The sequence below is a fragment of the Yoonia sp. KMU-150 genome, assembly GCF_056858355.1.
This window is the reverse complement of record NZ_JBXEQF010000001.1, coordinates 890,071-913,271: the sequence shown is the minus strand read 5'-3', so window position 1 is coordinate 913,271 and position 23,201 is coordinate 890,071. Positions and strand designations below refer to the sequence as shown.

At 61.2% G+C, this 23,201-nt stretch carries 17 protein-coding genes and 1 tRNA gene; 2 read left to right on the top strand and 16 right to left on the bottom strand.

Annotated features, from left to right (window positions below; genetic code table 11):
* Window positions 1-12 precede the first annotated feature (12 nt).
* The 8 genes from AC04PH_RS04355 to gabT all read right to left on the bottom strand — a co-directional run bounded on the left by AC04PH_RS04355 (window position 13) and on the right by gabT (window position 13,483).
* Window positions 13-1,335 carry an aspartate aminotransferase family protein gene (locus AC04PH_RS04355; protein ID WP_483064514.1) on the bottom strand — a complete coding sequence of 441 codons (1,323 nt, stop codon included), beginning with the start codon at window positions 1,333-1,335 and terminating at the stop codon, window positions 13-15.
* Between the two features lies 1 nt (window position 1,336).
* A complete protein-coding gene (locus AC04PH_RS04350) occupies window positions 1,337-2,308 on the bottom strand; it encodes a C45 family autoproteolytic acyltransferase/hydrolase (protein WP_483064513.1) in 972 nt (323 codons plus the stop codon).
* Window positions 2,309-2,317: 9 nt separating this feature from the next.
* The gene (locus AC04PH_RS04345; protein ID WP_483066147.1) at window positions 2,318-3,796 is read right to left on the bottom strand and encodes a biotin carboxylase; all 1,479 of its coding nucleotides are present in this window, start codon (window positions 3,794-3,796) and stop codon (window positions 2,318-2,320) included.
* Window positions 3,793-6,531 (bottom strand): aminotransferase class I/II-fold pyridoxal phosphate-dependent enzyme, encoded by a 2,739-nt coding sequence (locus AC04PH_RS04340; RefSeq protein WP_483064512.1) that lies wholly within the window; start codon window positions 6,529-6,531, stop codon window positions 3,793-3,795. Before AC04PH_RS04340 ends, AC04PH_RS04345 begins: the two co-directional genes overlap by 4 nt.
* Window positions 6,532-6,602: 71 nt before the next feature.
* Complete coding sequence (locus AC04PH_RS04335) at window positions 6,603-7,577, bottom strand: carbon-nitrogen hydrolase family protein (protein ID WP_483064511.1); 975 nt, start codon at window positions 7,575-7,577, stop codon at window positions 6,603-6,605.
* 143 nt (window positions 7,578-7,720) lie between these two features.
* A complete protein-coding gene (locus AC04PH_RS04330) occupies window positions 7,721-10,492 on the bottom strand; it encodes a TRAP transporter permease (RefSeq protein ID WP_483064510.1) in 2,772 nt (923 codons plus the stop codon).
* Window positions 10,493-10,599: 107 nt separating this feature from the next.
* A complete protein-coding gene (locus tag AC04PH_RS04325) occupies window positions 10,600-11,559 on the bottom strand; it encodes a TAXI family TRAP transporter solute-binding subunit (protein WP_483064509.1) in 960 nt (319 codons plus the stop codon).
* Between the two features lie 538 nt (window positions 11,560-12,097).
* A complete protein-coding gene (gabT, locus tag AC04PH_RS04320; RefSeq protein ID WP_483064508.1) occupies window positions 12,098-13,483 on the bottom strand; it encodes a 4-aminobutyrate--2-oxoglutarate transaminase in 1,386 nt (461 codons plus the stop codon).
* 204 nt (window positions 13,484-13,687) lie between these two features.
* Between gabT and AC04PH_RS04315 the strand changes: the two genes are divergently transcribed.
* Window positions 13,688-14,242, top strand: coding sequence for a cupin domain-containing protein (locus tag AC04PH_RS04315; protein ID WP_483064507.1), 555 nt, complete (start codon window positions 13,688-13,690; stop codon window positions 14,240-14,242).
* 112 nt (window positions 14,243-14,354) lie between these two features.
* On the opposite strand, the gene comE is transcribed toward AC04PH_RS04315, so the two are convergent.
* From comE to hisD, 4 genes are all read right to left on the bottom strand, one after another.
* Window positions 14,355-14,909, bottom strand: coding sequence for a sulfopyruvate decarboxylase subunit beta (gene comE / locus AC04PH_RS04310; RefSeq protein WP_483064506.1), 555 nt, complete (start codon window positions 14,907-14,909; stop codon window positions 14,355-14,357).
* Window positions 14,906-15,412 carry a sulfopyruvate decarboxylase subunit alpha gene (locus tag AC04PH_RS04305; protein WP_483064505.1) on the bottom strand — a complete coding sequence of 169 codons (507 nt, stop codon included), beginning with the start codon at window positions 15,410-15,412 and terminating at the stop codon, window positions 14,906-14,908. The genes comE and AC04PH_RS04305 overlap by 4 nt, the downstream gene beginning before the upstream one ends.
* Window positions 15,413-15,526: 114 nt before the next feature.
* Complete coding sequence (locus AC04PH_RS04300) at window positions 15,527-16,507, bottom strand: alcohol dehydrogenase catalytic domain-containing protein (RefSeq protein WP_483064504.1); 981 nt, start codon at window positions 16,505-16,507, stop codon at window positions 15,527-15,529.
* A gap of 96 nt (window positions 16,508-16,603) precedes the next feature.
* On the bottom strand, window positions 16,604-17,911 hold the full coding sequence (hisD, locus tag AC04PH_RS04295) for a histidinol dehydrogenase (protein WP_483064503.1): 1,308 nt from the start codon (window positions 17,909-17,911) through the stop codon (window positions 16,604-16,606).
* Between the two features lie 285 nt (window positions 17,912-18,196).
* Between hisD and AC04PH_RS04290 the strand changes: the two genes are divergently transcribed.
* On the top strand, window positions 18,197-19,213 hold the full coding sequence (locus AC04PH_RS04290; protein ID WP_483064502.1) for a LacI family DNA-binding transcriptional regulator: 1,017 nt from the start codon (window positions 18,197-18,199) through the stop codon (window positions 19,211-19,213).
* Window positions 19,214-19,256: 43 nt separating this feature from the next.
* Here the strand turns inward: AC04PH_RS04290 and AC04PH_RS04285 are convergent.
* The 4 genes from AC04PH_RS04285 to AC04PH_RS04270 all read right to left on the bottom strand — a co-directional run bounded on the left by AC04PH_RS04285 (window position 19,257) and on the right by AC04PH_RS04270 (window position 23,023).
* Window positions 19,257-19,333, bottom strand: a tRNA-Arg gene (locus AC04PH_RS04285).
* Window positions 19,334-19,392: 59 nt separating this feature from the next.
* The gene (locus AC04PH_RS04280) at window positions 19,393-20,817 is read right to left on the bottom strand and encodes a sensor histidine kinase (RefSeq protein WP_483064501.1); all 1,425 of its coding nucleotides are present in this window, start codon (window positions 20,815-20,817) and stop codon (window positions 19,393-19,395) included.
* Window positions 20,818-20,839: 22 nt separating this feature from the next.
* Window positions 20,840-22,258: a dihydrolipoyl dehydrogenase family protein gene (locus AC04PH_RS04275; protein WP_483064500.1), complete on the bottom strand. Its 1,419-nt coding sequence runs from the start codon at window positions 22,256-22,258 to the stop codon at window positions 20,840-20,842.
* 3 nt (window positions 22,259-22,261) lie between these two features.
* Window positions 22,262-23,023, bottom strand: a complete 762-nt coding sequence (locus tag AC04PH_RS04270; RefSeq protein WP_483064499.1) for a TVP38/TMEM64 family protein — start codon at window positions 23,021-23,023, stop codon at window positions 22,262-22,264.
* Between the last annotated feature and the right edge of the window lie 178 nt (window positions 23,024-23,201).

Here is a 23,201-nt window from a genome sequence, read left to right as displayed (position 1 = left end):
TGGTCTGTCGCGCTATTTCAGTGCGGTTTCGACTGCGCGTGACAGTTTCTCCACAAGTTCAGAAATCTGCGCATCTTCTATGATGAACGGCGGGGCCAACAGCACGTGATCGCCGGTTCGTCCGTCGATCGTGCCGCTCATCGGGTAGCAGATCAGGCCCGCGTCGAATGCGGCGGCCTTGATCCGGGCCGCAATCCTGCGAGCGGGATCGAACGGCGCCTTGGTGTCGCGGTCCGCGACCAGTTCGATGGCCTGGAACAATCCCCGCCCGCGGATGTCACCGACATTAGGATGCTGCCCGAAGGTAGTGCGCAACGCGTCGGTCAGACTTTCGCCCTTGGCATGCACCCCGGCGACAAGGCCCCGGTCCAGCATTTTCGACACCACTGCGACGCCGGCCGCAGCGGCTGTCGGGTGACCCAGGTAGGTGTGGCCGTGCTGGAAAAAACCACTGCCGTTTTCGATGGTTTCGTAAGTGTGCCGGGTGCACAGCATCGCGCCGATCGGCTGATACCCGGCCCCCAATCCTTTGGCGATGCACAGGATATCGGGCGCGATACCGTCCTGTTCGCAGGCAAAGAGCGTTCCCGTCCGCCCCATGCCGCACATCACCTCGTCGAGGATCAGCAGAATACCGTATTGATCGCAGATTTCGCGAATGCGTTTGAAATAGCCGGGTGCCGGGGGAACGGCACCGGCAGTCGCGCCGACGACAGGCTCGGCCGCGAAGGCCATCACGTTTTCGGGTCCGACGCGCAGCAATTCCTCTTCCAGCAGATTGGCGGCGCGCAGGCCGTAGTCTTCCGGCGTTTCGTCGTCACGCTTCAGCCGGTAGGCGTAGCACGGGTCGATGTGGCTCATGTCGATCAGGAGCGGGCCGAATTGCGCCCGCCGCCAGGCGTTTCCGCCAGCCGACAGCGCACCCATGGTGTTGCCATGATAACTTTGCTTGCGCGCGATCAGGCGTCCACGTTGCGGTTCGCCCTTTTCGACAAAATACTGGCGGGCCAGCTTGATCGCGGATTCCATCGCCTCCGACCCGCTGGAGACCAGATACACGCGATCCAGATCACCCGGCGCATTTGCGATCAGCAGATCGGCCAGCGTTTCTGCCGGTTCGGATGTGAAAAACCCGGTGTGTGCATAGGCGAGCGCATCCAACTGCGCCTTGACCGCGTCGATCACCGTGCGATCACCATGGCCAAGGCAGGACACTGCCGCCCCGCCTGACGCATCGAGATAGGCCTTGCCGCTGGCATCGTAGAGGTAGCAGCCTTCGCCGCGTACCGCGACGGGTAGCAGTTGTTTGCAGTGACGCGGAAAGACATGCGACACCCTACGCCGCCCCCGGTATCTGGACGCGCCGGCCACCCGGTTGGAAATCATCCATGGCGAACGACCAGATCGTTCCGGGCCAGCGCACCTCCATCTGCTGCAGACGCGGGCGATAGACGGCGGTGTAAAGCGTGCCGAACCCGGCATCGAACGCGGTGGAATAAAGTGGCGGGCGCAGGAAAGCGCCGATGAACTGATCCTCGGGGTCGCGGTGCAGGGTCAGCCTCTGTAGCAGAAATCGCTCGCGTTCGACCGTCGCGGTAAAGCGGGCATGGCTGATCCACTCCACATGCTCCTGATGGTTGGTCGCCACAGCCGCGTGGGTGATGACGGTCGGACGATCAGGCGACATCATCGCCGTCAGGTAGTGCCGCTCGGCATCCAGCACGGTGACGTTGTAGCTCATGTGGGTGGGCACGCGGGCCAGAACCGCGCCGGCCTCTTCGGCGGTCGTGCAGGTCTGCAGGACATAGCGCAGGATCAATGGCACGCCGAACCCGTCGCCCACCACGCGCCGGCCGCCGAAGGTCAGCGAAACGGCAAGCCCTGCATCGTTCATCCCGTCGACCAGCCCCCAGAGCCCGTCCGACGTCCCCATGACCTGCCGTCCCTGCCACCCGGTCCGCAGGATCAGACTGTCAAAGGCGTTCGGGTCGTAATCGTAGTTGCGGACCAGGACCGGCTCCTCACCGGGCCAGATCGCCTGGCTGCACCCCGCCAGATAGGGTGGCGGGCAATAAAAGCTGAGGAAACGCGCCGCCTGATCGCCGCCACCGGCCTGTTCACACAAATCATCGTAAAGCGGCATCAGTTCCGGCATGTGGGTTTCCAGCGCACGGCGGCTTTCCAGATAGCTGGGGCGCGCGGCGTCACCTTCCTTGAGCCACCACTTTCGGTAGTCGGGCCAGTATTCGGCGAAAAGCCCGGCCCATCGTGGGCCGGGCTGATCTTCTTTGAGGGCGCGCCATAACATGGCTGCTCCTTACATGATTTTGAAAGCGGGATCAGCCAATGCAGGTCCGGCATTTGCCACCGGCAACGGTTTGCCGTCAACCGATTGCTTGATCCCGTGGATCCACTTCTTCGCGCGTTCGTTCAACTGGAAGCTCTTGGTCATCGACCGGCCACGGGTCACCAGAATACCGATGTCGGCACCTTCGTAACGATAATCGCCCGGCTGCAGAATACGCAGGAAGAACGCCTCGTTTTCCGACTCGACCGCGCGGCGGTGATAGTCGAAACGGTCGAACACGACGCTGCCGTCTTCCTTCATCTTGTAGATGCCGGTTTCCGGGACGGCCGTGCAGATATCGACGCTGTCGTCGGTGTGCTTGATCACCATCTGCGACCAGCTGTCGATCATGGACGGGTCGGCCCAGCGGGCGTTCAACTCGTCCACATCCAGATCGAATTTCTTTTTCGAGAATTCGAGCAGGTGGAACAGGAAGAGCGGCGCATCGGCGTGCGCAAAGGCCGCGTGATTCGTCATCGACGAACAGCCGGTGATGCGCGGGTTCAATTCACCCAGCCACAGATCGCCGGTCTTCTTGTCGATCAGGAAGTCGAGTTCGAAATACCCACGATAGCCTTCCTTGCGCAGTTGCTCACCGAATTTGAAGGTCAGATCGCGGGCTTTTTCGCGCACTTTTGGTGGGAAGGCGGTGGACAGGATTTCGTTGCCGCACCAGCCGCCACGATAGGGCGTCAGTTCCTTGAAGCCCACGAGTTCGGTCATCAGCGGGCCGACGATCGTGCCTTCCTTGGTCGCGCAAGCCTCGATGGCAGAGCCGCGGCAGTCGATCCGCTTCATGATCTTGATCTCGCCCTCGCCGACGATTTCATGTTCGTGGCGGCGGAAATCGGCCTCGGACTTGATGAAGAACGTGGTGTGGCCGCTGTCGCCGTAGGCCGATTGCAACACCAGATCGTGCCCGATCCCCGCCTTTTCACAGGTCTCGCGCAGGTCCTCGTAGGATTTGACCTCGGCCAGCACGTTGGGCACCGACGGCACGCCGGCCTTGTTGCCGATACGGACGGTTTCGATCTTGTTGTCCATCGACGTGCGCAGCTTGGCCTTGGGGAACCAGACGTCGGCACCCAGTTCCTTGGACAGACGTTCCGTCTCTTCATCGAACATCAGGAACACGAACTTCGGTTTGCCACCGCGCCGTTTCACGAAGTCGATAACTTCCTTGTGCTGCAACAGGTAGTTGTTGATGTCCTCGATCGACTGGAATTCCGCGTGCGGCTGTTCGGACGGGCAGAACACGTTGGGATGCTTGCCGCCGTAGCAGTCGATGTAGCAGATATATTTGAAGTTCTTGACCCATTCGTCGAGGCCCAGAAGGTTGAAGTTCGTGGCCGAAATGAAATAGATCGGGTCCTCGTTGCGGTGAAAGAACCGGCGGATTTCGGAAATATTCTTGAGAACAGTTGCCATGTGATTGGTCCTTTTCGTTATTTTGGTGATTGCGAAAGGTGCTTGGGTTTCACGGATTTCAGCGCCTCGGGCGTGAAGACCCGGAGGCCGAGATCGGGCCGGTAGCCGTGGATTTCATTCACGTCCAGCGCCCGCATGAAGGCCAGGATTTCGTGGCTGATGACCTGCCCCGGCACGAGGATCGGAAAGCCGGGCGGATAGGGAATGATGAAGCCGGCGGAAACGATTTCCTCGCCCGCCTCCATCGCGTCTTTCAGCGATCCGTCGAGTTCGAGGTAGTCGCAGTTCGCCTCGTCATAGCTGAGGTAATATGCCGTCCTGATATCGCCCTCTGGTGTCACGTCATCGGGGCGGAAGGCATCGTGGAAGCGGCTGAAATCGGGCAGCGGCGGGTAGTTTTCCGTAAGGTTCTTCACCCGTCGATCGAACGAACGTCTTTCCATCTTCGACGCGTCGTCCAACAACTCGTCCAACTCGTTCGCGATTTCGACCAGCACCTCGATCAGGTAGGCCACCGATGACCGCGTCGTGCCGATGTTGGTCATGAAGAGGACGGTATTGCGCGAGGTCTTGTTGATCTGGATGCCGTATTTATCCATCAGGATCTGGGTTTTGAACGTGTCGCCGTCCCAGCCGGTGCCGCCGACAGCAAGGGTGACCCGCGTGGCGTCAAGAACGAAATCGTCCTGCTCCCAGCAATCCCACATATCCGTCCAGCCCTGTTCGTTGTCGTAGTAGCTGGTCACTCCGGACTGGCGGAATTCCTCCGGGATCATGTCACCCGCCGTCAGAACGCGGAAATACTTTTGCAGCATCGGGTGTTCGCTGATCGCGCGGCGCATGGACATGGCTGCCTCGACCTGGCGCTGCACAAATTCGAACCCTTCGAGTTCGACCTGACGCCGCCCTACATCCAGCGACGCGATGATCTGGTAGTTGGGCGACGTGGATGTATGTGTCATATAGGCCTCGTGGAACGACTGCTCCACCTCGCCCTTGAAGTCCTGATCGTTGACGTGGATCATCGACCCCTGCCGCAATGATGTCAGTGTCTTGTGCGTCGACTGCGTCGCATAGACCCGCACCCGGGCAGAGGGCGGCGCGATCAACCGGGTCTTGAGCCATGTCTCCTCGTCCGCGCCTTCCAGCTTTTTCTGCTGCTTTTCATAGGCGTCCTTATGCGCATCGGTGCGAAACCGTTTGCGCAGGTTGTTGGCGGTGCGCATCCCTGTGCGCTGGCGGTATGTCGGGCTGAACCGGGCGAAGGCAAACCATGCCTCGTCCCACAGGAACACGAGGTCCGGCTTGATCGCCAGACATTCCTCCATCACCCGTTCGACGTTATAGACCAGCCCGTCGAAGGTGCAGTTGGTCAACAACAGCATCCGCACGCGGTCAAGCTTGCCCGCCGCCTTCAGCTTCAGCAGCGTGTGCTTGATCTCCTTCAGCGGCACCGCGCCATACATCGAGTATTCGTTGAGCGGGTAGCTGTCGAGATACACGACTTCGGCCCCCGCCAGCACCATCCCGTAGTGGTGCGACTTGTGGCAATCGCGGTCGACAAGAACGATGTCACCCGGACGCACAACCGCCTGAACGACGATTTTGTTGCAAGTGGATGTGCCGTTGGTGGCAAAGAATGTCTGTTTCGACCCGAACGCGCGCGATGCAAGTTCCTGCGCTTCCTTGATCGGGCCGTGCGGGTCCAACAGACTGTCGAGACCGCCGGACGTGGCCGATGTTTCCGCCAGAAAGATATTCGGGCCGTAGAATGCACCCATGTCCTGAATCCAGTGGCTGCGGGTGATGGATTTGCCGCGGCTGATCGGCATCGCGTGGAACACGCCGGTCGGTTGCTTGGAATACTCGACCAGCGCCGTGAAGAACGGGCTTTTGTTGCGGGCCGCGACACCGCGCAGGATGTTCAGGTGCAACTCCATGAAGTCTTCCTGATTGTAGAAGACACGGCGACAAATCCCCAGATCGAGGCCCGCGATATCCTCGACCGACCGTTCGGTGACAAGATATGCGTCGAGTTCGGGGCGGACACGCTGGATCAAGCGGCACAGTTCCGGACCATAATCCTCTGGCAGCATCGCGTCGATGGCGGACGCGCCGCCGGCGCGGCTGAGGTACTTGTTCAGAATTTCGTTCTCGTTGTCGGACTTCAACACAAGGCCGGGGCGCACGACGATGGCCTGGATATTGTGGTTGAACAGGACCGCGATCAGCGCGTCCTCGAGGCTCGGCACAACCACGGCCTCATAATGGAACGGGTCTTCCGGACGGCGCATCCGGGCGACATTGCTTTTCAGCCAGCGTTCCTGCTGGTCGTTGACGTGATCGACGATCAGAACCTCGAAGTAGGGACGCATCATCGCGCGCGCTTCGGGCGACTGCAGCGCCTCGTCGTTCTGTTCTTCCTCGTCGACGCTGTCACGGTCCAGCGGGATCGTCCGACGCCGGTACGCACCGGTAGTTAGCGCGCGCGTGACGCGAGTGGTGGTGAAGGCGAGGTCTTCGTAGTTGCCATGCGCGAACTGACGCCGCATGTGTTCGAACGCCGCCATGCCGGGGAAGGCCCAGTAGGGTTCGATCAGCGCCAGCGATTCGAACAGCGCCTCGATCCGCTTTTTCGCATCGTTCAGCTTTTTCGCCGCGGTTTCACGACACAATATATTCGTCGCCTCGCGCAGCGCGCTCCAGCGTTCGGCCCGCAATTGCGTTGCGGAATAGTATTCGCTGACGGAATCCATCGCTCGTCCTCCAGTTCTGGCAGGATCGCGATGGCCGGGATGCCGCCAGGATAGCGGCACCCCCGTCGCGATCAGCCGGTAATCGTGCGGCCCTTGAAGGCCGTTGGTCCGCCTCCGATTGCGGTTTCCCGCATCCGGATCTCTGCTTCGGTATCCGCCGGCACATCGGTATGCAGCCCGGCGCGCGATCCCTGCTGCGGCACCGACAGAGGGCCGAGCGTGTTGAGAAAGCTGTCGGTCCCACTGGCCCGGTCGTAAACGGTAAAGTCGACGGAACGGTCACGGAACGACTTGAGCACCTGCCCCAGCCCTTTCATACCCGTTTCACGCTGACGGCGCACCATGGACAGATCGACCTCGATCGGGAACATATCTTCTTGTCCAGCCGACTGGTGCAGCACCAGCGATGTCGGATCGACGACACAGGACTTGCCGACGCCGCCCGCACCCAGACCGTTCACATCTATGACGTAGCATTGGAACTGTGCCGCCGTCGCGCGCGCGATGGCCAGTTCTGCGTCGCGGTCGGTCGTGCCGGTCAGCACGGGGTGCAACAGCACCTCCACGCCCTGCGAGGTCAACTCGCGTGTGGTTTCCGGGAACCACATATCATAGCAGATCGACAAGCCAAAGCGTCCGACGTCCGGCACGTCGAAGACGCAGAATTCTTTCCCCGCCTCGATCCCCTCTTCATAGGGCAGGAACGGGAACATCTTGGCGTAGCGCTTGATGATATTGCCGTCGGGGTCGATCACAAGCGATGTATTCCGCACCAGACCGTCATCGGGCGAGGTCAGGAACATCGACCCCGGAATCAGCCAGATCTTGTGCTTTCGCGCGGCATCACAGAACCGGTTGATGATATCGTTCTCGGGCGGCAGCTTGAATTGCTCCAGCGGGCCAAAGGGGGCCAGTTCGCTGAACAGCACCATCTGGGTCCAGGGAAAGCGCGCCATCAGCACGTCGAGCCGCTGCATCATCCCATCGACGTTCGGGTGTAGCGCATTGACGTACATCTGCACGCCGGCGATTGCGAAAGGGGTCATTCCTGGTGCACTCCGTCGCCGCAGGTCGGCCCGGGTCGGGCACATGGAATCCTTGCAGCACACATGCCCTTACGCCCCTTCCACGCGAACGGAAACAGGTGATCGACCGTGACGTTGTGCAACTTGAACGACCATCACCCAGTTTACGCTGCCGCAGACGCGCGCGACACGCGTGCCGCCCGCCCGCGTTGCAGGAAAATGACCAGACCAAGCAGAAGAAGCGCCGGAATGAACATCAGATACTTCGACGGCTGACTAATGGGTCGCAACACGCGCAGAACCTCCTGATCCCAGTCAAGACCAGCCGATTCCGCCGCCGAGCCAAAGGCAACGTCGTCGATCATCAGCTTGTCACCATCCTCGATGAACATCAGACCAGCGTTTTCAAGCCGCTCTTCGCCTGTTTCACCCTCCTCGATATTCAGGAGCGCCACGAATTCGATGGGGTCACCCAGATCGTTCACACCGGCGACACGCAGACGCAGATCCTCGCCCACCGGTGTCGCCAGGGCGGCAGAGGCAAGTTCCGTCGGCGCTTCTTCAGAATAGGGCGGCGAGACCATGTCCATCCAGAAACCGGGACGGAACAGGGTAAACGCGATCAGCAGCAGCGCGATTGTTTCGTAGAACCGGTTGCGCGCCAGGAAGAAGCCCTGCGTGGCCGCCGCGAACAGCAGCATTGCGATGGTCGCCACGACAAAGACGAATATCCCCTGCCCCCATCCGACCCCGATCAGCAGCAGTTCAGTGTTGAAGATGAACAGGAACGGCAGCGCGGCCGTCCGCAGGCTGTAGAAGAATGCGACGACACCAGTCTTGATCGGATCACCACCCGACACGGCCGCGGCGGCGAAGGATGCAAGCCCCACCGGCGGTGTGACGTCTGCCATGATACCGAAGTAGAACACGAAGAGGTGCACCGCGATCAGCGGCACGATCAGCCCGTTCTGCTGGCCCAGCGTCACGATGACCGGGGCCAGAAGTGCCGACACCACGATGTAGTTCGCAGTGGTCGGCAGACCCATCCCTAGGATCAGCGACAGGATCGCCGTGAGGAACAGGATCGCGAGGATGTTGCCGCCCGACAGCACCTCGACCACGTCGGCAAGGGCAGAACCCACGCCGGTCTGGCTGACCGCACCCACGATGATACCGGCGGTCGCCGTGGCGATACCGATGCCGATCATGTTGCGCGCACCGGTTTCCAGACCGTCGATCAGATCGCGGATACCGTTGCCGATGGCCGCACCCATGCGCCCTTCGCCGCGCATGATCGCCATCAGCGGACGCTGCGTGACGAGGATGAAGATCATGTAGGCCGTGGCCCAGAACGCCGACAGGCCAGGCGACAGGCGGTCCACCATCAACGCCCAGACCAGCACGACGACCGGCAGAATGAAATGCAGACCCGACCGCACGGTCGGCCCCGGCAGCGGCAATGCCGTCACTGGCGCATTCGGATCGTCCAGTTCAAGCGGTTCCTCTTTCGACGCGATATAGAGCAGGCCGACATAAACAGCCGTCAGAAAGGCAAAGACGATATAGGCTGCGGTTTCGGGGAACGCGGGCCGGATCCAGCCCATGCCGTAGTAAACGGCGAACGACAGGGCACAGATGCCAGCCACCGTGAAGGCGATACCGACCAGGCGTTGCACGATGGGCTTGGGTGTATAGGCGCGCGGCAGGCCCTCCATCCCGGCCTTCAGCGCCTCAAGATGCACGATATAGACCAGCGCGATATAGGAGATGACAGCGGGCAGAAACGCGTGCTTCACCACGTCGAAATAGGGAATGCCGACGTATTCCACCATCAGGAACGCGGCAGCGCCCATGACGGGTGGCATGATCTGCCCGTTGACGGAGGACGCGACTTCGACAGCGCCCGCCTTTTCGGAGCTGAACCCGACCTTCTTCATCAGCGGAATGGTGAACGTGCCGGTCGTGACGACGTTGGCGATGGACGAGCCAGAGATCAGACCGGTCATGGCCGACGACACCACGGCGGCCTTGGCCGGGCCGCCTTTCATGTGACCCATCAGGCTGAACGCCACCTGAATGAAGTAGTTGCCTGCCCCGGCGCGATCGAGAAGCGATCCGAAAAGCACGAACAGGAAGACGAAAGACGTCGACACGCCCAGTGCAATGCCGAAGACTCCTTCGGTCGTGATCCACTGGTGGTTCACGATCTCGGACAGATTATTGCCCTTGTGCGCGATGATGCTGGGCATGTTCGGCCCAAGCACGGTGTAAACGAGGAATACGGTCGCCACGATCATCAGGGCCGGACCGAGGGCGCGGCGCGTAGCCTCCAGCAGCAGCATCAGACCAACGACGGCGACGACGAAGTCCTGCATGATCGGCGCACCGACACGGCCCGAAATATCGCGGTAGTAGACAAAAAGATAAAGTGCGGCCAGCGCACCGACGATGGCCAGACCCCACTCCCAGACCGGAATACGATCCTTGGGCGAGCCAAGCGCGATCGCTGCGACGATGACCAGCGCCACGACCGGGATCCACCATGTCGTCGTACCGTCCTTGGAGGCTGTCATAAACAGGAACGCCAGCAGGACCGGCACGATGATACCAAGGCCCAACTGAAACTTTGTGCGGGTTGCGGGGAAGGCCGCGAAGGCGAGGAAAATGGCAAATGCGAGGTGGATCGAGCGGCTTTCGGTGTCGTTGAACACGCCGAAACCCACCATGAAAGGAATGGGTGATGCGATCCAGAGTTGAAACAGCGACCAGGCGAGTGCAACGCAGGTGATGAAGATGCCGATGGTGCCGGTGGCACCCCGACCGCCGGTGTCAGAGGATGCAACCAGCGCGTCGAGTTCTTCCTGCGACAGCCCCCCGCGTCCGGCGGCGGCGTTTTCTACGGCAGCGGCCTGCTGCTGGTTCGGATCGTCTGACATATCACTTCCCCCTGCCGCCTATTTTCAGGCTCGCAAATTCTTGTTCTCTAGGTTGTCGCGCGGCGAAAGAATCGCCGCGCGACTGTCTCATTCAAGCCGGTTATGGCTTATTCCATCCAGCCCTGCTCGCGGTAGTAGCGGGCAGCACCGTCATGGATCGGCGCGGACAGACCTGCGCTGATCATTTCTTCCTCGGTGAGGTTTTCGAAAGCGGGGTGCAGGCGCTTGAACCGGTCGAAGTTGTCGAACACGGCCTTGACCACCTGGTAAACCACTTCGTCATCCACATCGGCAGAGGTCACGAACGTCGCTTTCACGCCGAAGGTCTGGGTTTCGTTGGGTGAACCCTCGTACATGCCGCCGGGGATCGTCGCGGCAGCGTAGTAAGGGTTGTCCGCGATCAGCGCGTCGATCTCGGGACCGGTCACGGGGATCAGCACGGCCTCGGTCGTGGAGACCGCTTCCTGGATGGATCCGTTGGGGTGCCCCACGGTGTAGATGATCGCGTCGACCTTGTTGTCGCCCAGCGCCGCGGCCTGCTCGGCCGGCTTCAACTCCGACGCCAGTGCGAAGTCGTCCATCGTCCAGCCCAACGCGTCCATCACGACCTGCATGGTCGCATACTGGCCCGAACCGGGGTTGCCGATGTTGACACGCTTGCCCTGCAGATCGGCGAAGGTCTCGATCCCGGCATCGGCGCGCGCGATCACGGTGAACGGCTCACCATGAACGGAGAAGACCGCGCGCTCGGCTTCGAACTGGTTGCCCTCGAATTCCGACGTGCCGTTGTAGGCGTGGTATTGCCAGTCGGACTGGGCCACGCCCATGTCCATGTCACCGGCCATGATCGCGTTGATGTTCGCGATGGACCCGCCGGTCGAAGGCGCGGTGCACTTGAGGTTGTGGTCGGCGGTGCCGCGGTTCACCAGACGGCAGATCGACTGACCCACCACGAAGTAAACGCCGGTCTGGCCGCCGGTTCCGATCGTGATGAATTGTTCCTGCGCGGAACTGGCCGTACCGGCCATCATCGCACCGGCAAAGGCGAGATACTTGAAAACTTTCATATCGTACTCCTGTTGGTTTCGGCGACATCGGCAGGCTGTTGCGTCTCCCGATCCGGTCCGGTGCACGGCCGCCTGCTGGCGATCAAGCGTTCCGACCCGGAATGCGCCGTTTCTTTCACCGTAGGCTTTGCGCCGCACCGTGCGGACCAACAAACGGCCCGCCAGTGACCAAGAGCGCAGCACCTCTGGTCAACTATGGATGCTAGGCGCGTCTATTATTTCGATCAAGGCGAATATTTTTACGGACGTTTTCTGCCGCAGGCATGCCGGTTGCGCACGTCATAGCAGCGTCGCGTGCACCGTGAAGGCGCACGTTTCCGGGGCCAAATTCCATAAGTATCGAATCAGCGCCAAGTGATTGCCCGTCGCGTTTCACCCCGGCTCTCGCATTTCCTGATCGCAAAACGAATCTTCCGCATTGCAGCGGCAATTCACTGGATTTGAGACAGCGTTGAATATTTTAACCGCATCGCCACGCTTGCAGCCACAAAAAAAGACGGGCACCCGGCCCGCCTTTCTGTTTGCCGAATGGCTTGCCTCAAACGGTGGCAATCGCCTCCGCAAGTGCCGCCTCGAAAATCTCCAGACCTTCCTCGATGATCTCGTCGGAGGCCGTCAGCGGCACCATGATCCGCAACGCGTTGCCGTGCATGCCGCAGGACAGCAGGATCAACCCACGCTTGAGGGCATTGGACACGACGGCTTTCGTCAGCGCGGCATCGGGTGACGCGGTCTCGAAATCGGTGACGAATTCAACGGCCAGCATCGCGCCAAGGCCGCGGATGTCCCACATGCGATAAGGTGCCACGCGCGCGCCAATTTCGGCAAAACGTGCACGGAACGTCTCGCCCAGCGCCGTCGACCGGGCCAGCAGACCCTCGTTCTCGATCGCCTCGATTGCGGCAAGAGCCGCCGCACAGGCCACCGGGTTGCCGCCGTAGGTGCCGCCGAGGCCGCCGGGGGCCATGGCATCCATGACTTCGGCGCGGCCGATCACACCTGCGATGGGATAGCCGCCGGCCATCGACTTGGCGACGGTGATCAGGTCAGGCACGACGCCGGAGTGCTCGACGGCGAACCATGTTCCAGTGCGACCGAAGCCTGCTTGAATTTCGTCGGCGATCAAAAGGATGCCGTGTTCATCGCAAATCGCGCGCAGCGCCTGCATCATCTCGAACGGCACTGGCGTATAGCCACCCTCGCCCAGTACAGGCTCGATGATGATCGCGGCGATCCGCTCCGGCTGCGCATCCGTCAGGAACAGGTTCTTCAAGCCAGTCAATGCGTCCTGCACGGTGATGCCATCGCGGACGCTCGGGAAGGGTGCCCGGAAGATGTCCGACGGGAACGGGCCCACGTCCCTTTTATAAGGACTGATCTTGCCGGTCATACCGAGCGTCAGAAGGGTGCGGCCGTGATAACCACCTGTAAAGGCGATCACACCGGGGCGCCCGGTGGCCGCGCGAGCGATCTTGACCGCGTTCTCGACGGCTTCCGCACCGGTGGTCACCAGCAGGGATTTCTTGGCGTGGTCCCCCGGTGCCAGCGCGTTCAGCTTTTCAGCCAGGGCGACGTAGGGTTCGTAAGGGACGACCTGAAAGCTGGTGTGCGTATAAAGGTCTTCCTGCGCTTTGGCCGCCGCGACGACATCAGGATGCCGGTGACCGGTGTTCAGCACCGCGATACCGCCGGCGAAGTCGATGTAGCGATTGCCTTCCACATCCCAAAGCTCTGCATTTTCGGCGCGGGCTGCAAAAACGGGTGCGGCAGAGGCGACGCCGCGTGCGACGGCGGCATCCTTGCGGCTCAGTAATCCGGCATTTGTACGGGTCACGTCGTCGGTCGAGGAGACGATTGCGATTTTCGGCTTTGCGGTTTTCGCCGCTTTCGAAGTCCGTGTCTTGGTCTTTGCAGGTTTGGCCATCGGGATAATCCTAAGCAACAGGGGAATCACGCGCACGTTGGATGTGCGTTTAATTTTCTCATAAATCGTTTAATTTATCTGTCAATGGGGCGTGAGCGGCCCTGCGATTTCGGGCGAGAATACCCTCTTTCTGTGCTCGTGCCGGCCCTCTATAACTAACGTGTTGAACGCAAACACAAATGATCTGGCGACGGGGCGAATGTCTTGGATATCGGCAAGAAACTACAGCAAATCCGCAAGGCGCGGGGTCTGTCCCAGCGGGAACTCGCCGCGCGCGCCGGGCTGACCAACGGCACGATTTCGCTCATCGAGCAGAACAAGACCAGCCCATCCGTCGCCTCTCTGAAGAGCCTTCTGGACGCGATTCCGATGAGCCTGGCCGAGTTTTTCGCCACGCTGGAGGACAGCACCAGCCCGCGATATTTCTACACGGCCGAAGATTTCATCGAAATTGCGCCGTCCGCCGGGCAGACAGGTGTCTCGCTGCGCCAGTTGGGCGACGCGAGCCACCACGCCCTTCAGGTGCTGGACGAAACCTATCCTCCCGGCGCGGATACGGGGCCGGAACTGCTGAGCCATCCGGGCGAGGAAGCCGGCATCGTCATTTCGGGAGAGGTCGAAATCACCGTCGCCGATCAGGTGCGCGTGCTGCGAACCGGCGAGGGATATCTTTTCAACAGCGAACTGCCGCACCGGTTTCGCAATGTCGGCGACGCGCCGTGCAAGGTCATCAGCGCCTGTACGCCACCCACGTTTTAGTGCCGGACATTTGGTCTCTCATGTCGACAGGCGCAGACCGCGATCGCGCCTGTCGCTTGCGCATCATAAAAACAGGAAACGGGGCGATTGTGCGGCCCACCGCCCCGCAGTCCTAGCTTGCGACAGCCTTCATGAAACGATCTCGGATCACGACCGGGTCCATCGTGATCACGGGCAGTTTGATATTGCCGCTGTCGCATTTGCACACGATGATCGTCATCTTCTTGCTGTCGATGGCGGCCTGCAGGGTTGTGCCTGTATCGACGTCCTTGCAGACGACCACGTTGTCGCAACCGCACGCCTTCGCCACCTCTTCCAGCCTGGTTTTCTTGCCCGCATAGGTCGGCTGATCGCCGGTCGACCCGTAGGAGCCGTTGTCGATGATCAGAAGGATATAGTTGTCGGCTACGTTGTTGGCGATGGTCGGCAGAGTACCGAGGTTGGTCAGCACCGACCCGTCCCCGTCGATGGAGATCACGGTCTTGTCCTGGGCCAGCGCCAGCCCAAGCCCGATGGACGACGACAGCCCCATGGTGCCGAGCATGTAGAAATTCTTGGCGTTGTCGTCGATCATATGCAGCTCCTGACTGGGCAGGCCGATGTTGCAGACGACCAGCTGGTCACGCAGGATTGGCGCGATGTCGCGCAGGATTTCGGAACGGATCATTGGTCGCCGTAGCCTCCCCAGAATGACGCATCCGTCAGGATCGCGACAGGTTTGTTGCACATGAAGGTGTATTTCAGGATCGCGTCGAGTTCGCTTGCGTCCGCCTCCCTGTGGAAATGATAGGTCGGGATGTTCATCTGGCTCAGCAGCGCCTTGGTGTGCACCGCCATTTCGACCTGGCAGGCGACAGGCTCGCGTAACTCGCCACGGTAGCTGATCAACATCGGCAACGGCATCCGGTAGTATTGGATCAGTGTCGCCAACGTGTTGATCGTCACACCGATCGCCGTGTTCTGCATGATGATGGCCGACCGCTTGCCGCCCATGAAGGCACCGGCGCAAAGCCCCATCCCCTCATCTTCCTTGTTGGACGGAATGTGATAGATTTCGGGCCGCGCCTCGACCTCGTCGATCACGCCGGCCAGCTGTTTGCACGGCACGGTGGTGATAAAGGATACATCGTTGGCGACAAAGTCATCCACGATCTTCTTGCTGATGCTCAAGGGATTAGGTCTCCTGTTTGTGCCCGAAGGCTGAAGGTTCAATAACAATGGGCGGCCACCGGCGCGGTGATGGAACTATATTTGCATATCTCATTGCCGGTTTCGCCTGATAGGTCAGGGGCGCAGAATAATCTTGGGCGCGGCCACGGTTCCCGCGCGGATATCATGAAATGCCTGTTGTCCGTCTTGAAAGGGGCGTTCTTCCACCCAGTCGAGCGCACCCAGACGTCCATCGAAAATCGCAGCGGCGGTATCGCGGAAATCCTGCGCCGTGTAGGTATAAGTCCCGATGAAGGTGATCTCCTGCAAGGTCATGCGTCGGACATCCAGCCCCCCTGTCGCCTCGCCCAGCCCGATATGCATGATCACGCCGCCCGGACGGGTGATCGCCGTGGTCTCGGCCCGGGTCGCCGCGTATCCGACACCGTCGATCACAAGATCGGCGGCATCAAGCGCGCCGGGGGGCACGGTCTTGAATTCCTCGATCCGATCCAGCGCCTTGCGGCGCAGCGGGTTGGGTTCGACCAGTCTGATGTCCCTCGCACCGAACGCCCGCAGGCACAGGGCCGCACCGACACCGATCGCCCCGCCACCGACCACGACACAGGCCGCATCGGCAAGCGGCATGTCCAGCGCCATGCCTCCCAGACGCACGGCATGCCAGCCGCAGGCCAGCGGTTCGGCAAGTGCGGCAAGGGACAAGGGGACGTCCGGCGGCACCTCGACCAGATTTTCGTCGGCAATTGCGACATATTCGGCGAAAGCACCCTGACGCGGCGGCATCGAGATGATCAGGCGATCAGGGCAAAGGTTGTCGCGTCCGGACGTGCAGGCGCGGCAGGTGCCGCAAGTCACAAGAGGGTTGATCGTGACCCGCGCGCCATCCAGCGAGCCACCGACACACGTGCCCGCCGCCTCGTGACCCAGTATCAAAGGGGCCGGACGCCGTTCGTCATGCCCAAGAAAGGCATGCATGTCCGATCCGCAAATGCCAGAGGCCGCGATTCTGACCAGCGTTTGCCCGGCAGCAGGCAGCGGGTCATCCACATCGCGATAGGCGAGCGTTTCGACCCCCTCGTAAACCAATGCCTTCATATCGTCGGAGCCCCTGACGGCTTGGGTTTTACCAGTCCGTCACCGGTGAAAGCTGCGCCATAAATCCGGCACTCGCGGTCTGGACGGGGATGGTCCCTATTCATCGGGTGTCAGGTCGAAATTCTCGCCCGGAAAATACTTGGCGAGCCGGACATCTGCCGCACGTGCATGTCCCTCCATCCCTTCGAGCCGCGAGATGCGCGCTGTCGCTTCGGCCACGCGCCTCGATCCGTCGCGGGTCGCCTGCTGCCAGGTCACGATCTTCATGTATTTGTGGACCGACAGACCGCCGGTGTAAGAGGCTGCCCCCGACGTCGGCAGCACGTGGTTGGTGCCCGATGCCTTGTCTCCGTAGGATACGGTCGTCTCTTCGCCAAGGAAGAGCGAACCATAGCAACTCAGCCGCTCCAGCCACCACGGCAGATCCCGGGCCTGCACTGTCAGGTGTTCCGGCGCATATTCATCCGAACAGGCGGCCATTTCCTCACGATCCGCGCAGAGGATCACCTCTGCATAGTCACGCCAGGCTGCCGCGGCATTGTCGCGGTTCACGTCCGGCAGGTCATCGATCAGTTCGGGGACGCGGGCCATCACGTCTTCGGCCAACGCACGGTCGTCGGTGACAAGCCAGACCGGAGAGTTGTAGCCATGCTCGGCCTGGCTGACCAGGTCGGTCGCCACGATATGCGGGTCGGCAGTCGCATCCGCCAGGATCAGACTGTCGGTCGGACCTGCTATCATGTCGATGCCGACGCGCCCGAACAGGATTCGTTTCGCCTCGGCCACGAACTGATTGCCCGGTCCGACCAGAATGTTGGCCTTGGGCAGGCCGAACAGGCCGAAGGTCATTGCGGCGACACCCTGTACGCCGCCCATCGCCATGATCCTGTCGGCACCGCAGATATGCGCGGCATAGATGATCGCCGGTGCCACACCGACACCCGGACGCGGCGGCGACGCGACGGCAATATGGTTGCACCCCGCCACCTTTGCCGTCGTGACGGTCATGATCGCGGACGCGATGTGGCTGTAACGTCCTCCCGGCACATAGCAGCCCGCCGCGTCGACCGGGATCGCCTTTTGGCCCGCGGTCAGCCCCGGGACGATCTCGACCTCGATGTCGCTGACCGTCGCTTTCTGCGCTTCGGCAAAGCGTCTGACGTTATCATGAGCGAATTGAATGTCGTCTTTCAGTTTCTGCGGCACACGTTCCGCCGCAGCCGCGATCTCTTCGGCCGTCAGCATCACGTTGCCATCATATTTGTCGAACCGGGCGGCATATTCCAGCGCCTTGGTATCGCCGCCTGCTTCGATGTCGCGCAGAATGGCCTGAACGGTGTCGTGCACGTCAGATGCCCCGGATTGCGCGGTATGCGTCGCCTTCTTGAGATAGTCGCGGGGCATGGATTTTCGCCTTCTCTCGCTGGTGTCAGCAACCGATCCAAATGAAACCGGGGCCGTTTCTTCTGCACGGAGATCTTTGGACGGAGTCAGCGTATCTGACACCCAATTACCGCGCCTCCGGTGTCGGATGCTGATACGGGTAAAAACCCGATTGCAACGCCAACAGGAGTCGACGGCAATGTAAGCGCTTACATAAATTGATGCAAGCGCTTACATCGCGTGCTGATCTCCCCTATCCTGTACCCGACCGGGCGCACCAAGACGCCTGACCGAAACAGGAAGCGGATGACAGCGACGAACACCACACCGACACTTGAAGACGTGGCGAACCGCGCCGGTGTATCGACGGCGACCGTGTCGCGGGTCATCAATTTTCCCGACAAGGTCGCGGACAAGACCCGTCGGCGGGTCAACGCGGCGATCACCGCACTCGGCTACTCACCCAATTTCGGTGCCCGCGTCATGGCGGCACGGCAGACCAATACCATCGGCGCGATCATTCCGACGATGGAGAACGCGATTTTTGCCAGGGGGCTGCAGGCGTTTCAGGACGAACTGCACCTGCATGGCTACACGATGCTGGTCGCCAGCACCGCCTATCGTGCCGACATCGAAGAGGAACAGATCAGATCTCTCGTCGCGCGTGGCGCGGACGCGCTTCTGCTGATCGGGCATCGGCGTGATCCCGCGATTTACCGGTTTCTCGATGCCCAGAATGTTCCGGCTCTCGTGACATGGGCCTATGATGCGACAGCGGAACGCCCCTCTATCGGCTTCGACAACAAGGCCGCGATGCACGACATGGCGATGCGGGTCATCGATATGGGCCACAGAAAGCTGGCGCTGATCTCGGCGGAGACCGCATCGAACGATCGCGCGTCGGCGCGGCATGACGGTCTGCTATCGACGATGCGGGCCAAGGGGCTGCGCCAGCAGGACCTCGCCTATATCGAAACGACCTATGGCATCGACGAAGGCGCCGTGGCGTTCGAAAAGTTGATGGCTCTTTCGCCGCGCCCGACGGCAGTCTTTTGCGGCAACGACGTGCTTGCCGTAGGGGCACTGCGGTCCGCGCGCGCGTTGGGGGTTCCGGTCCCCGACGCGGTTTCAATCATCGGCTTCGACGATATCGAACTGGCGCAGGTCGCGTATCCTCCGCTGACGACGGTTCACGTCCCGCACCGCGAAATGGGGCGTCTGGCCGCGCGGGCGCTTGTCGGTGTCCTGAAAGACGGAACCCCGTTGCAAGGGGTCGAACTGCAGGCACAGCCCGTCTTTCGCGGAACGCTGGCACCGGTTTGAGATTATTCGTGCCGGATCGCATCGTGCGTGAAAGTGATGAAAATGGCGGACTGGGGAGGATTCGAACCCCCGACCCCTTGATTCGTAGTCAAGTACTCTATCCAACTGAGCTACCAATCCGCGTGATGGCGATTTAGCCCCCGGAGGCTGGCGATGCAAGGGCAATCGGCGGAAAAACTTCAATCGGCGGACTGGACGATGGACGGGGCCTCGACCTCCGGCAGCGACAGATCCGCCTTGGGCAAATGGATGCAGAACGTCGTGCCCGTCTCGTCGGTGCGTTGCAACTCAAGCCGGCCGCCATGGCCGCGCACCAAGTCAGCCGCGATCACCAGACCAAGGCCCGAACCGCCCTTGCGCACGCCGCCCTGGAACGGCTGGAACAGATGTTCACGCGCCTTGGGCGGCAAGCCGGGGCCGGTGTCACTGACGGAAATCCACCATGCCGTGTCGTCCTCGTGTCCGGAAATGTTGATCTCGCCGGGCTTGTGCGTCGCCATGATCGCCTGCCGCGCATTGCGCACCAGATTGAACAGGATACGAAAAATCTGTTCGCTGTCGGCGCGGATGGTCATGCTGGCCGGGACATCTTCCGAAAAGGACAGGTCATAGTCTCCGGCGGCAAGACGTTCGCTGTCGATGACCTCGTTGACGATCGGGGCAAGTGCGACGCGGGCCAGCACCGGCTGGGGTTCGTCAACCCGGCCAAAGGCCAGCGTGGTTTCGCACAGGTTCACGGCACGGGTGATCGACCCCACCAGCTTGGGTGCCATGCGCTTGACCAGCGGATCGTCCGAGCTTTCAATCCGATCGGTGAACAGTTGCGCCGAGGTCAGGATATTGCGCAGATCGTGGCTCACCTTCGCCACCGCGCCACCAAGCTGCGCCAGCCGATCCTTCTGGCGCAGCGCGCCGGTCAACTGGCTTTGCAGCGTCTGCAGGGCCTCCTCGGCATCGCGCAACTCGCGCACACCGGCGCTCGGTTCGATGATCCTGCGCGCGTCCTCGGGGTTGGCCGCATAGGCCTGCATCGCCGTCACCACGCCCTTGATCGGGCGCACCAGCAGGTAGCGCACGGCCAAGAACAACAGCAGCGCGGTGATAATCGAAATCACCGCAGACAGGATCAAAACGTTGCGGCCGTATTCCAGCATGGCGGCGCGTAGCGGCATCTGTCGCATCGTCACCTCGATCAGCAGGCCGCCGTCCCGTACCGGGTTACCCAGCACGCGAATGATTCGGTCCTCGGTGTCCCAAAGGGTCATCATCGCGTCGCGGATCAGCATCATGCCTGCGGGGTCACGCATATCGTAGGTCGCGTGGATCGGCGCAGGGATGGGTGAGGACAGTGCAAGCTGACGCACCTGATCGCGGCGCAGAACGACGTTGAAGACATCCGCGTTGCGCAGCAATTCCGCCTCAAGCTCGGGCGAGATCATGTCGTCGGCCTCCAACGCCAATGACGCGATCTGTGCGCGTTCCAGCCGGGCCAAGATGTAGTCCTCGCGGAACCGCGCGACCGACGGCACGAAGATCAACACCTCTGCCAGCATCACGAAGACGACCGTCAGGATCAGGAATCGACCTGATAGGGTGTTGAGCATCGGTGCGCCGCCTCCGGCTGGCCTAGGGTATCCAGCGTTGTATAAAGCCTACGACCCGTTTGACCATCGCACTTTCGAACAGGCGCGGGCTGAAATAGGCCCCGGCGGCGCGTTTGTTGACCTCGCTTATGGTGGGATAGGGCAGAACAGTGTTGGCGACGGCGCTCATTTTCATCTTGTTGGCGATGGCCATGGCCCACATGCCGATCAGCTCGCCCGCAAGATGCCCGGCGATGGATGCGCCGACCGGCCTGCCCTTGAACACCATGACCTTGATAAGGCCCGTCGTCTTGCGCTCGGCAATGGCCCGGTCGTTTTCGTCGTAGGGGAACCGGACGACCTCTAGCGCATCGCCGTGTTTGTCACGCGCCTGCGCCTCGGTCAGGCCGACCTGCGCCAGTTCGGGGTCGGTGTAGGTGGCCCACGGGATGTGGTCGGTCCGCTGCTTGGACGGCAATGCAAAGAGCATAGATCGGATCAGGACACCGGCGTGGTAGCCCGCGACATGGGTGAATTGCAGACCGCCGGCAACGTCGCCCGCCGCATAGACGCGACGGTTGGTGGTCGAGCGCAGATCGGCACCGACTTTCAGGCCGCTCCGGTCGTGCGCGATATTGCCCTTTTCCAAATCCAGCTTCTCGGTGTTCACCTTGCGCCCGACGGCCATCAGCAAATGCGAGCCCGTGAAATCCCCTTTGGGCGTGTGCACGGTGATCCTGTCGCCCGCGCCGCTGATCCGGTCGGCCTGCGCCTCCTCGACGATTTCCACGCCTTCGTCGCGCAGCCGGTCCAGCACGATAGCCGCCATTTCCGGGTCGTCCTTGCCGAAGGCCTTGGCCCCCTCGATCACCGTGACCTTCGACCCCAATCGCACATGCGCCTGCGCCATTTCCATGCCGATGGGACCACCGCCGATCACGATCAGATGGTCGGGCCGCTCACGCAAATCGAAGATGTTTTCGTTGGTGAAATGCTTGACCCCGTCCAACCCGTCGATGGGCGGCACGAAGGGGCCGGAGCCTGTCGCAACGACGAATCGCCGCGCCTCGATCACGGTGTCACCCGCCTGCACCTCGGTCTCGGAGATGAAGCGGCCGAATTCCTGAATGACCTCCACACCCAGCCCTTCGAACCTTTCGACACTGTCGACGGGTGCGATGGTGGCGATGACGTCGTGTACATGGTCCTTGGCGGCGGCATAATCGACCTCCGGTTTCGCCACTGCCACGCCATATTTGGCGTTGTTCAGCCCCTCATGCGCGTGCTTGGCCGATGCGATCAGCGCCTTGGAGGGAACACAGCCGTAGTTCAGGCAGTCGCCGCCCATCTTGTGCCCTTCCAGCAGCACGACCTTCGCGCCCATCTGGACAGCCCCCGCCGCAATCGACAACCCGCCCGAGCCGCCGCCAATGATGCAAATATCCGTCTTGATCCGGTTCATGGCTCAGATGCCTTTCTTGCCGCGCACGGCCTTCAAAATCAGTGGAAGGGCCGCGAGGACGCAGAGACCCAGAAGCGGAAGAAGAAACTGCGGCTGGAAAATGATGCCGAGGTTCGGGCTTTCGCCGCGGTCGAATACCTGCCCCAAACCCGCGCCGACGGAGGTATAGACGATGGCACCCGGCATGATGCCGAAGAACGTGGAAACCGCGAAACGATAGAGCGGCACACCGACCAGCGCCGGAACCAGATTGGCTACAAAAAACGGCACGGCAGGCACGAGACGGATCAAAAACAGCATCGACCACTGGTTCTGCTCGTCGTCAATCTGGTCTTTCAGTTTCTTGACGGTGCCGTCACTGCTGTCCATTCTCTTGGCCAACGTATCGCCCAGGCCCCAGCGCGCGGCCAGAAACAACCCGATCGCACCGATTGTGGCGCCCGCGATATTGTAGAACGCGCCGGGGAAGAACGGAAAGAACGCAGGCAGGCTGGCGAACAGAAAGCCGCCTGTCAACGTGGCGATGGTGGCCCCCGGAAGGCTGAATGCCACGATCACCGCATAAGCCGCGATGAACGCAAGCACCGTCAGCAGGTAATTGTCGTCCCGAAAGGCCAGCAACGACTCGCGGTTTTCGGCCAAGGTTTCGAACGATAGATAATCGCGCAGAAAGATCGCGCCCAGCACCGCGACCGTCACGATGATGATCAGCGGAAGTCGCTTGAGAATCGGGTTGGTTGTGTCTTTGTCTGTCACGTCTGTCATCTTTCTGCCCTCCGGCGTATCTGGTTGGATCACAGATGGACTGCGGATCGCCCGGAACATAGCCCCCTCACGTTGCATTGATCGTTTCGCGACCCATGTTTCAGAAATCATGTGCCCCATACGCGGGACTGAAACATTTGACGCGATGGATGCGCGCGATTTGTTGCACAAATGCTGG

Bases quoted from the DNA above. Each gene is read 5' to 3' on its own strand.
- AC04PH_RS04350 (WP_483064513.1), bottom strand. From the start codon at position 2,308: ATGTTATGGCGCGCCCTCAAAGAAGATCAGCCCGGCCCACGATGGGCC.
- AC04PH_RS04340 (WP_483064512.1), bottom strand. From the start codon at position 6,531: ATGGATTCCGTCAGCGAATACTATTCCGCAACGCAATTGCGGGCCGAA.
- AC04PH_RS04335 (WP_483064511.1), bottom strand. From the start codon at position 7,577: ATGACCCCTTTCGCAATCGCCGGCGTGCAGATGTACGTCAATGCGCTA.
- AC04PH_RS04330 (WP_483064510.1), bottom strand. From the start codon at position 10,492: ATGTCAGACGATCCGAACCAGCAGCAGGCCGCTGCCGTAGAAAACGCC.
- AC04PH_RS04325 (WP_483064509.1), bottom strand. From the start codon at position 11,559: ATGAAAGTTTTCAAGTATCTCGCCTTTGCCGGTGCGATGATGGCCGGT.
- gabT (WP_483064508.1), bottom strand. From the start codon at position 13,483: ATGGCCAAACCTGCAAAGACCAAGACACGGACTTCGAAAGCGGCGAAA.
- comE (WP_483064506.1), bottom strand. From the start codon at position 14,909: ATGATCCGTTCCGAAATCCTGCGCGACATCGCGCCAATCCTGCGTGAC.
- AC04PH_RS04300 (WP_483064504.1), bottom strand. From the start codon at position 16,507: ATGAAGGCATTGGTTTACGAGGGGGTCGAAACGCTCGCCTATCGCGAT.
- hisD (WP_483064503.1), bottom strand. From the start codon at position 17,911: ATGCCCCGCGACTATCTCAAGAAGGCGACGCATACCGCGCAATCCGGG.
- AC04PH_RS04290 (WP_483064502.1), top strand. From the start codon at position 18,197: ATGACAGCGACGAACACCACACCGACACTTGAAGACGTGGCGAACCGC.
- AC04PH_RS04280 (WP_483064501.1), bottom strand. From the start codon at position 20,817: ATGCTCAACACCCTATCAGGTCGATTCCTGATCCTGACGGTCGTCTTC.
- AC04PH_RS04275 (WP_483064500.1), bottom strand. From the start codon at position 22,258: ATGAACCGGATCAAGACGGATATTTGCATCATTGGCGGCGGCTCGGGC.
- AC04PH_RS04270 (WP_483064499.1), bottom strand. From the start codon at position 23,023: ATGACAGACGTGACAGACAAAGACACAACCAACCCGATTCTCAAGCGA.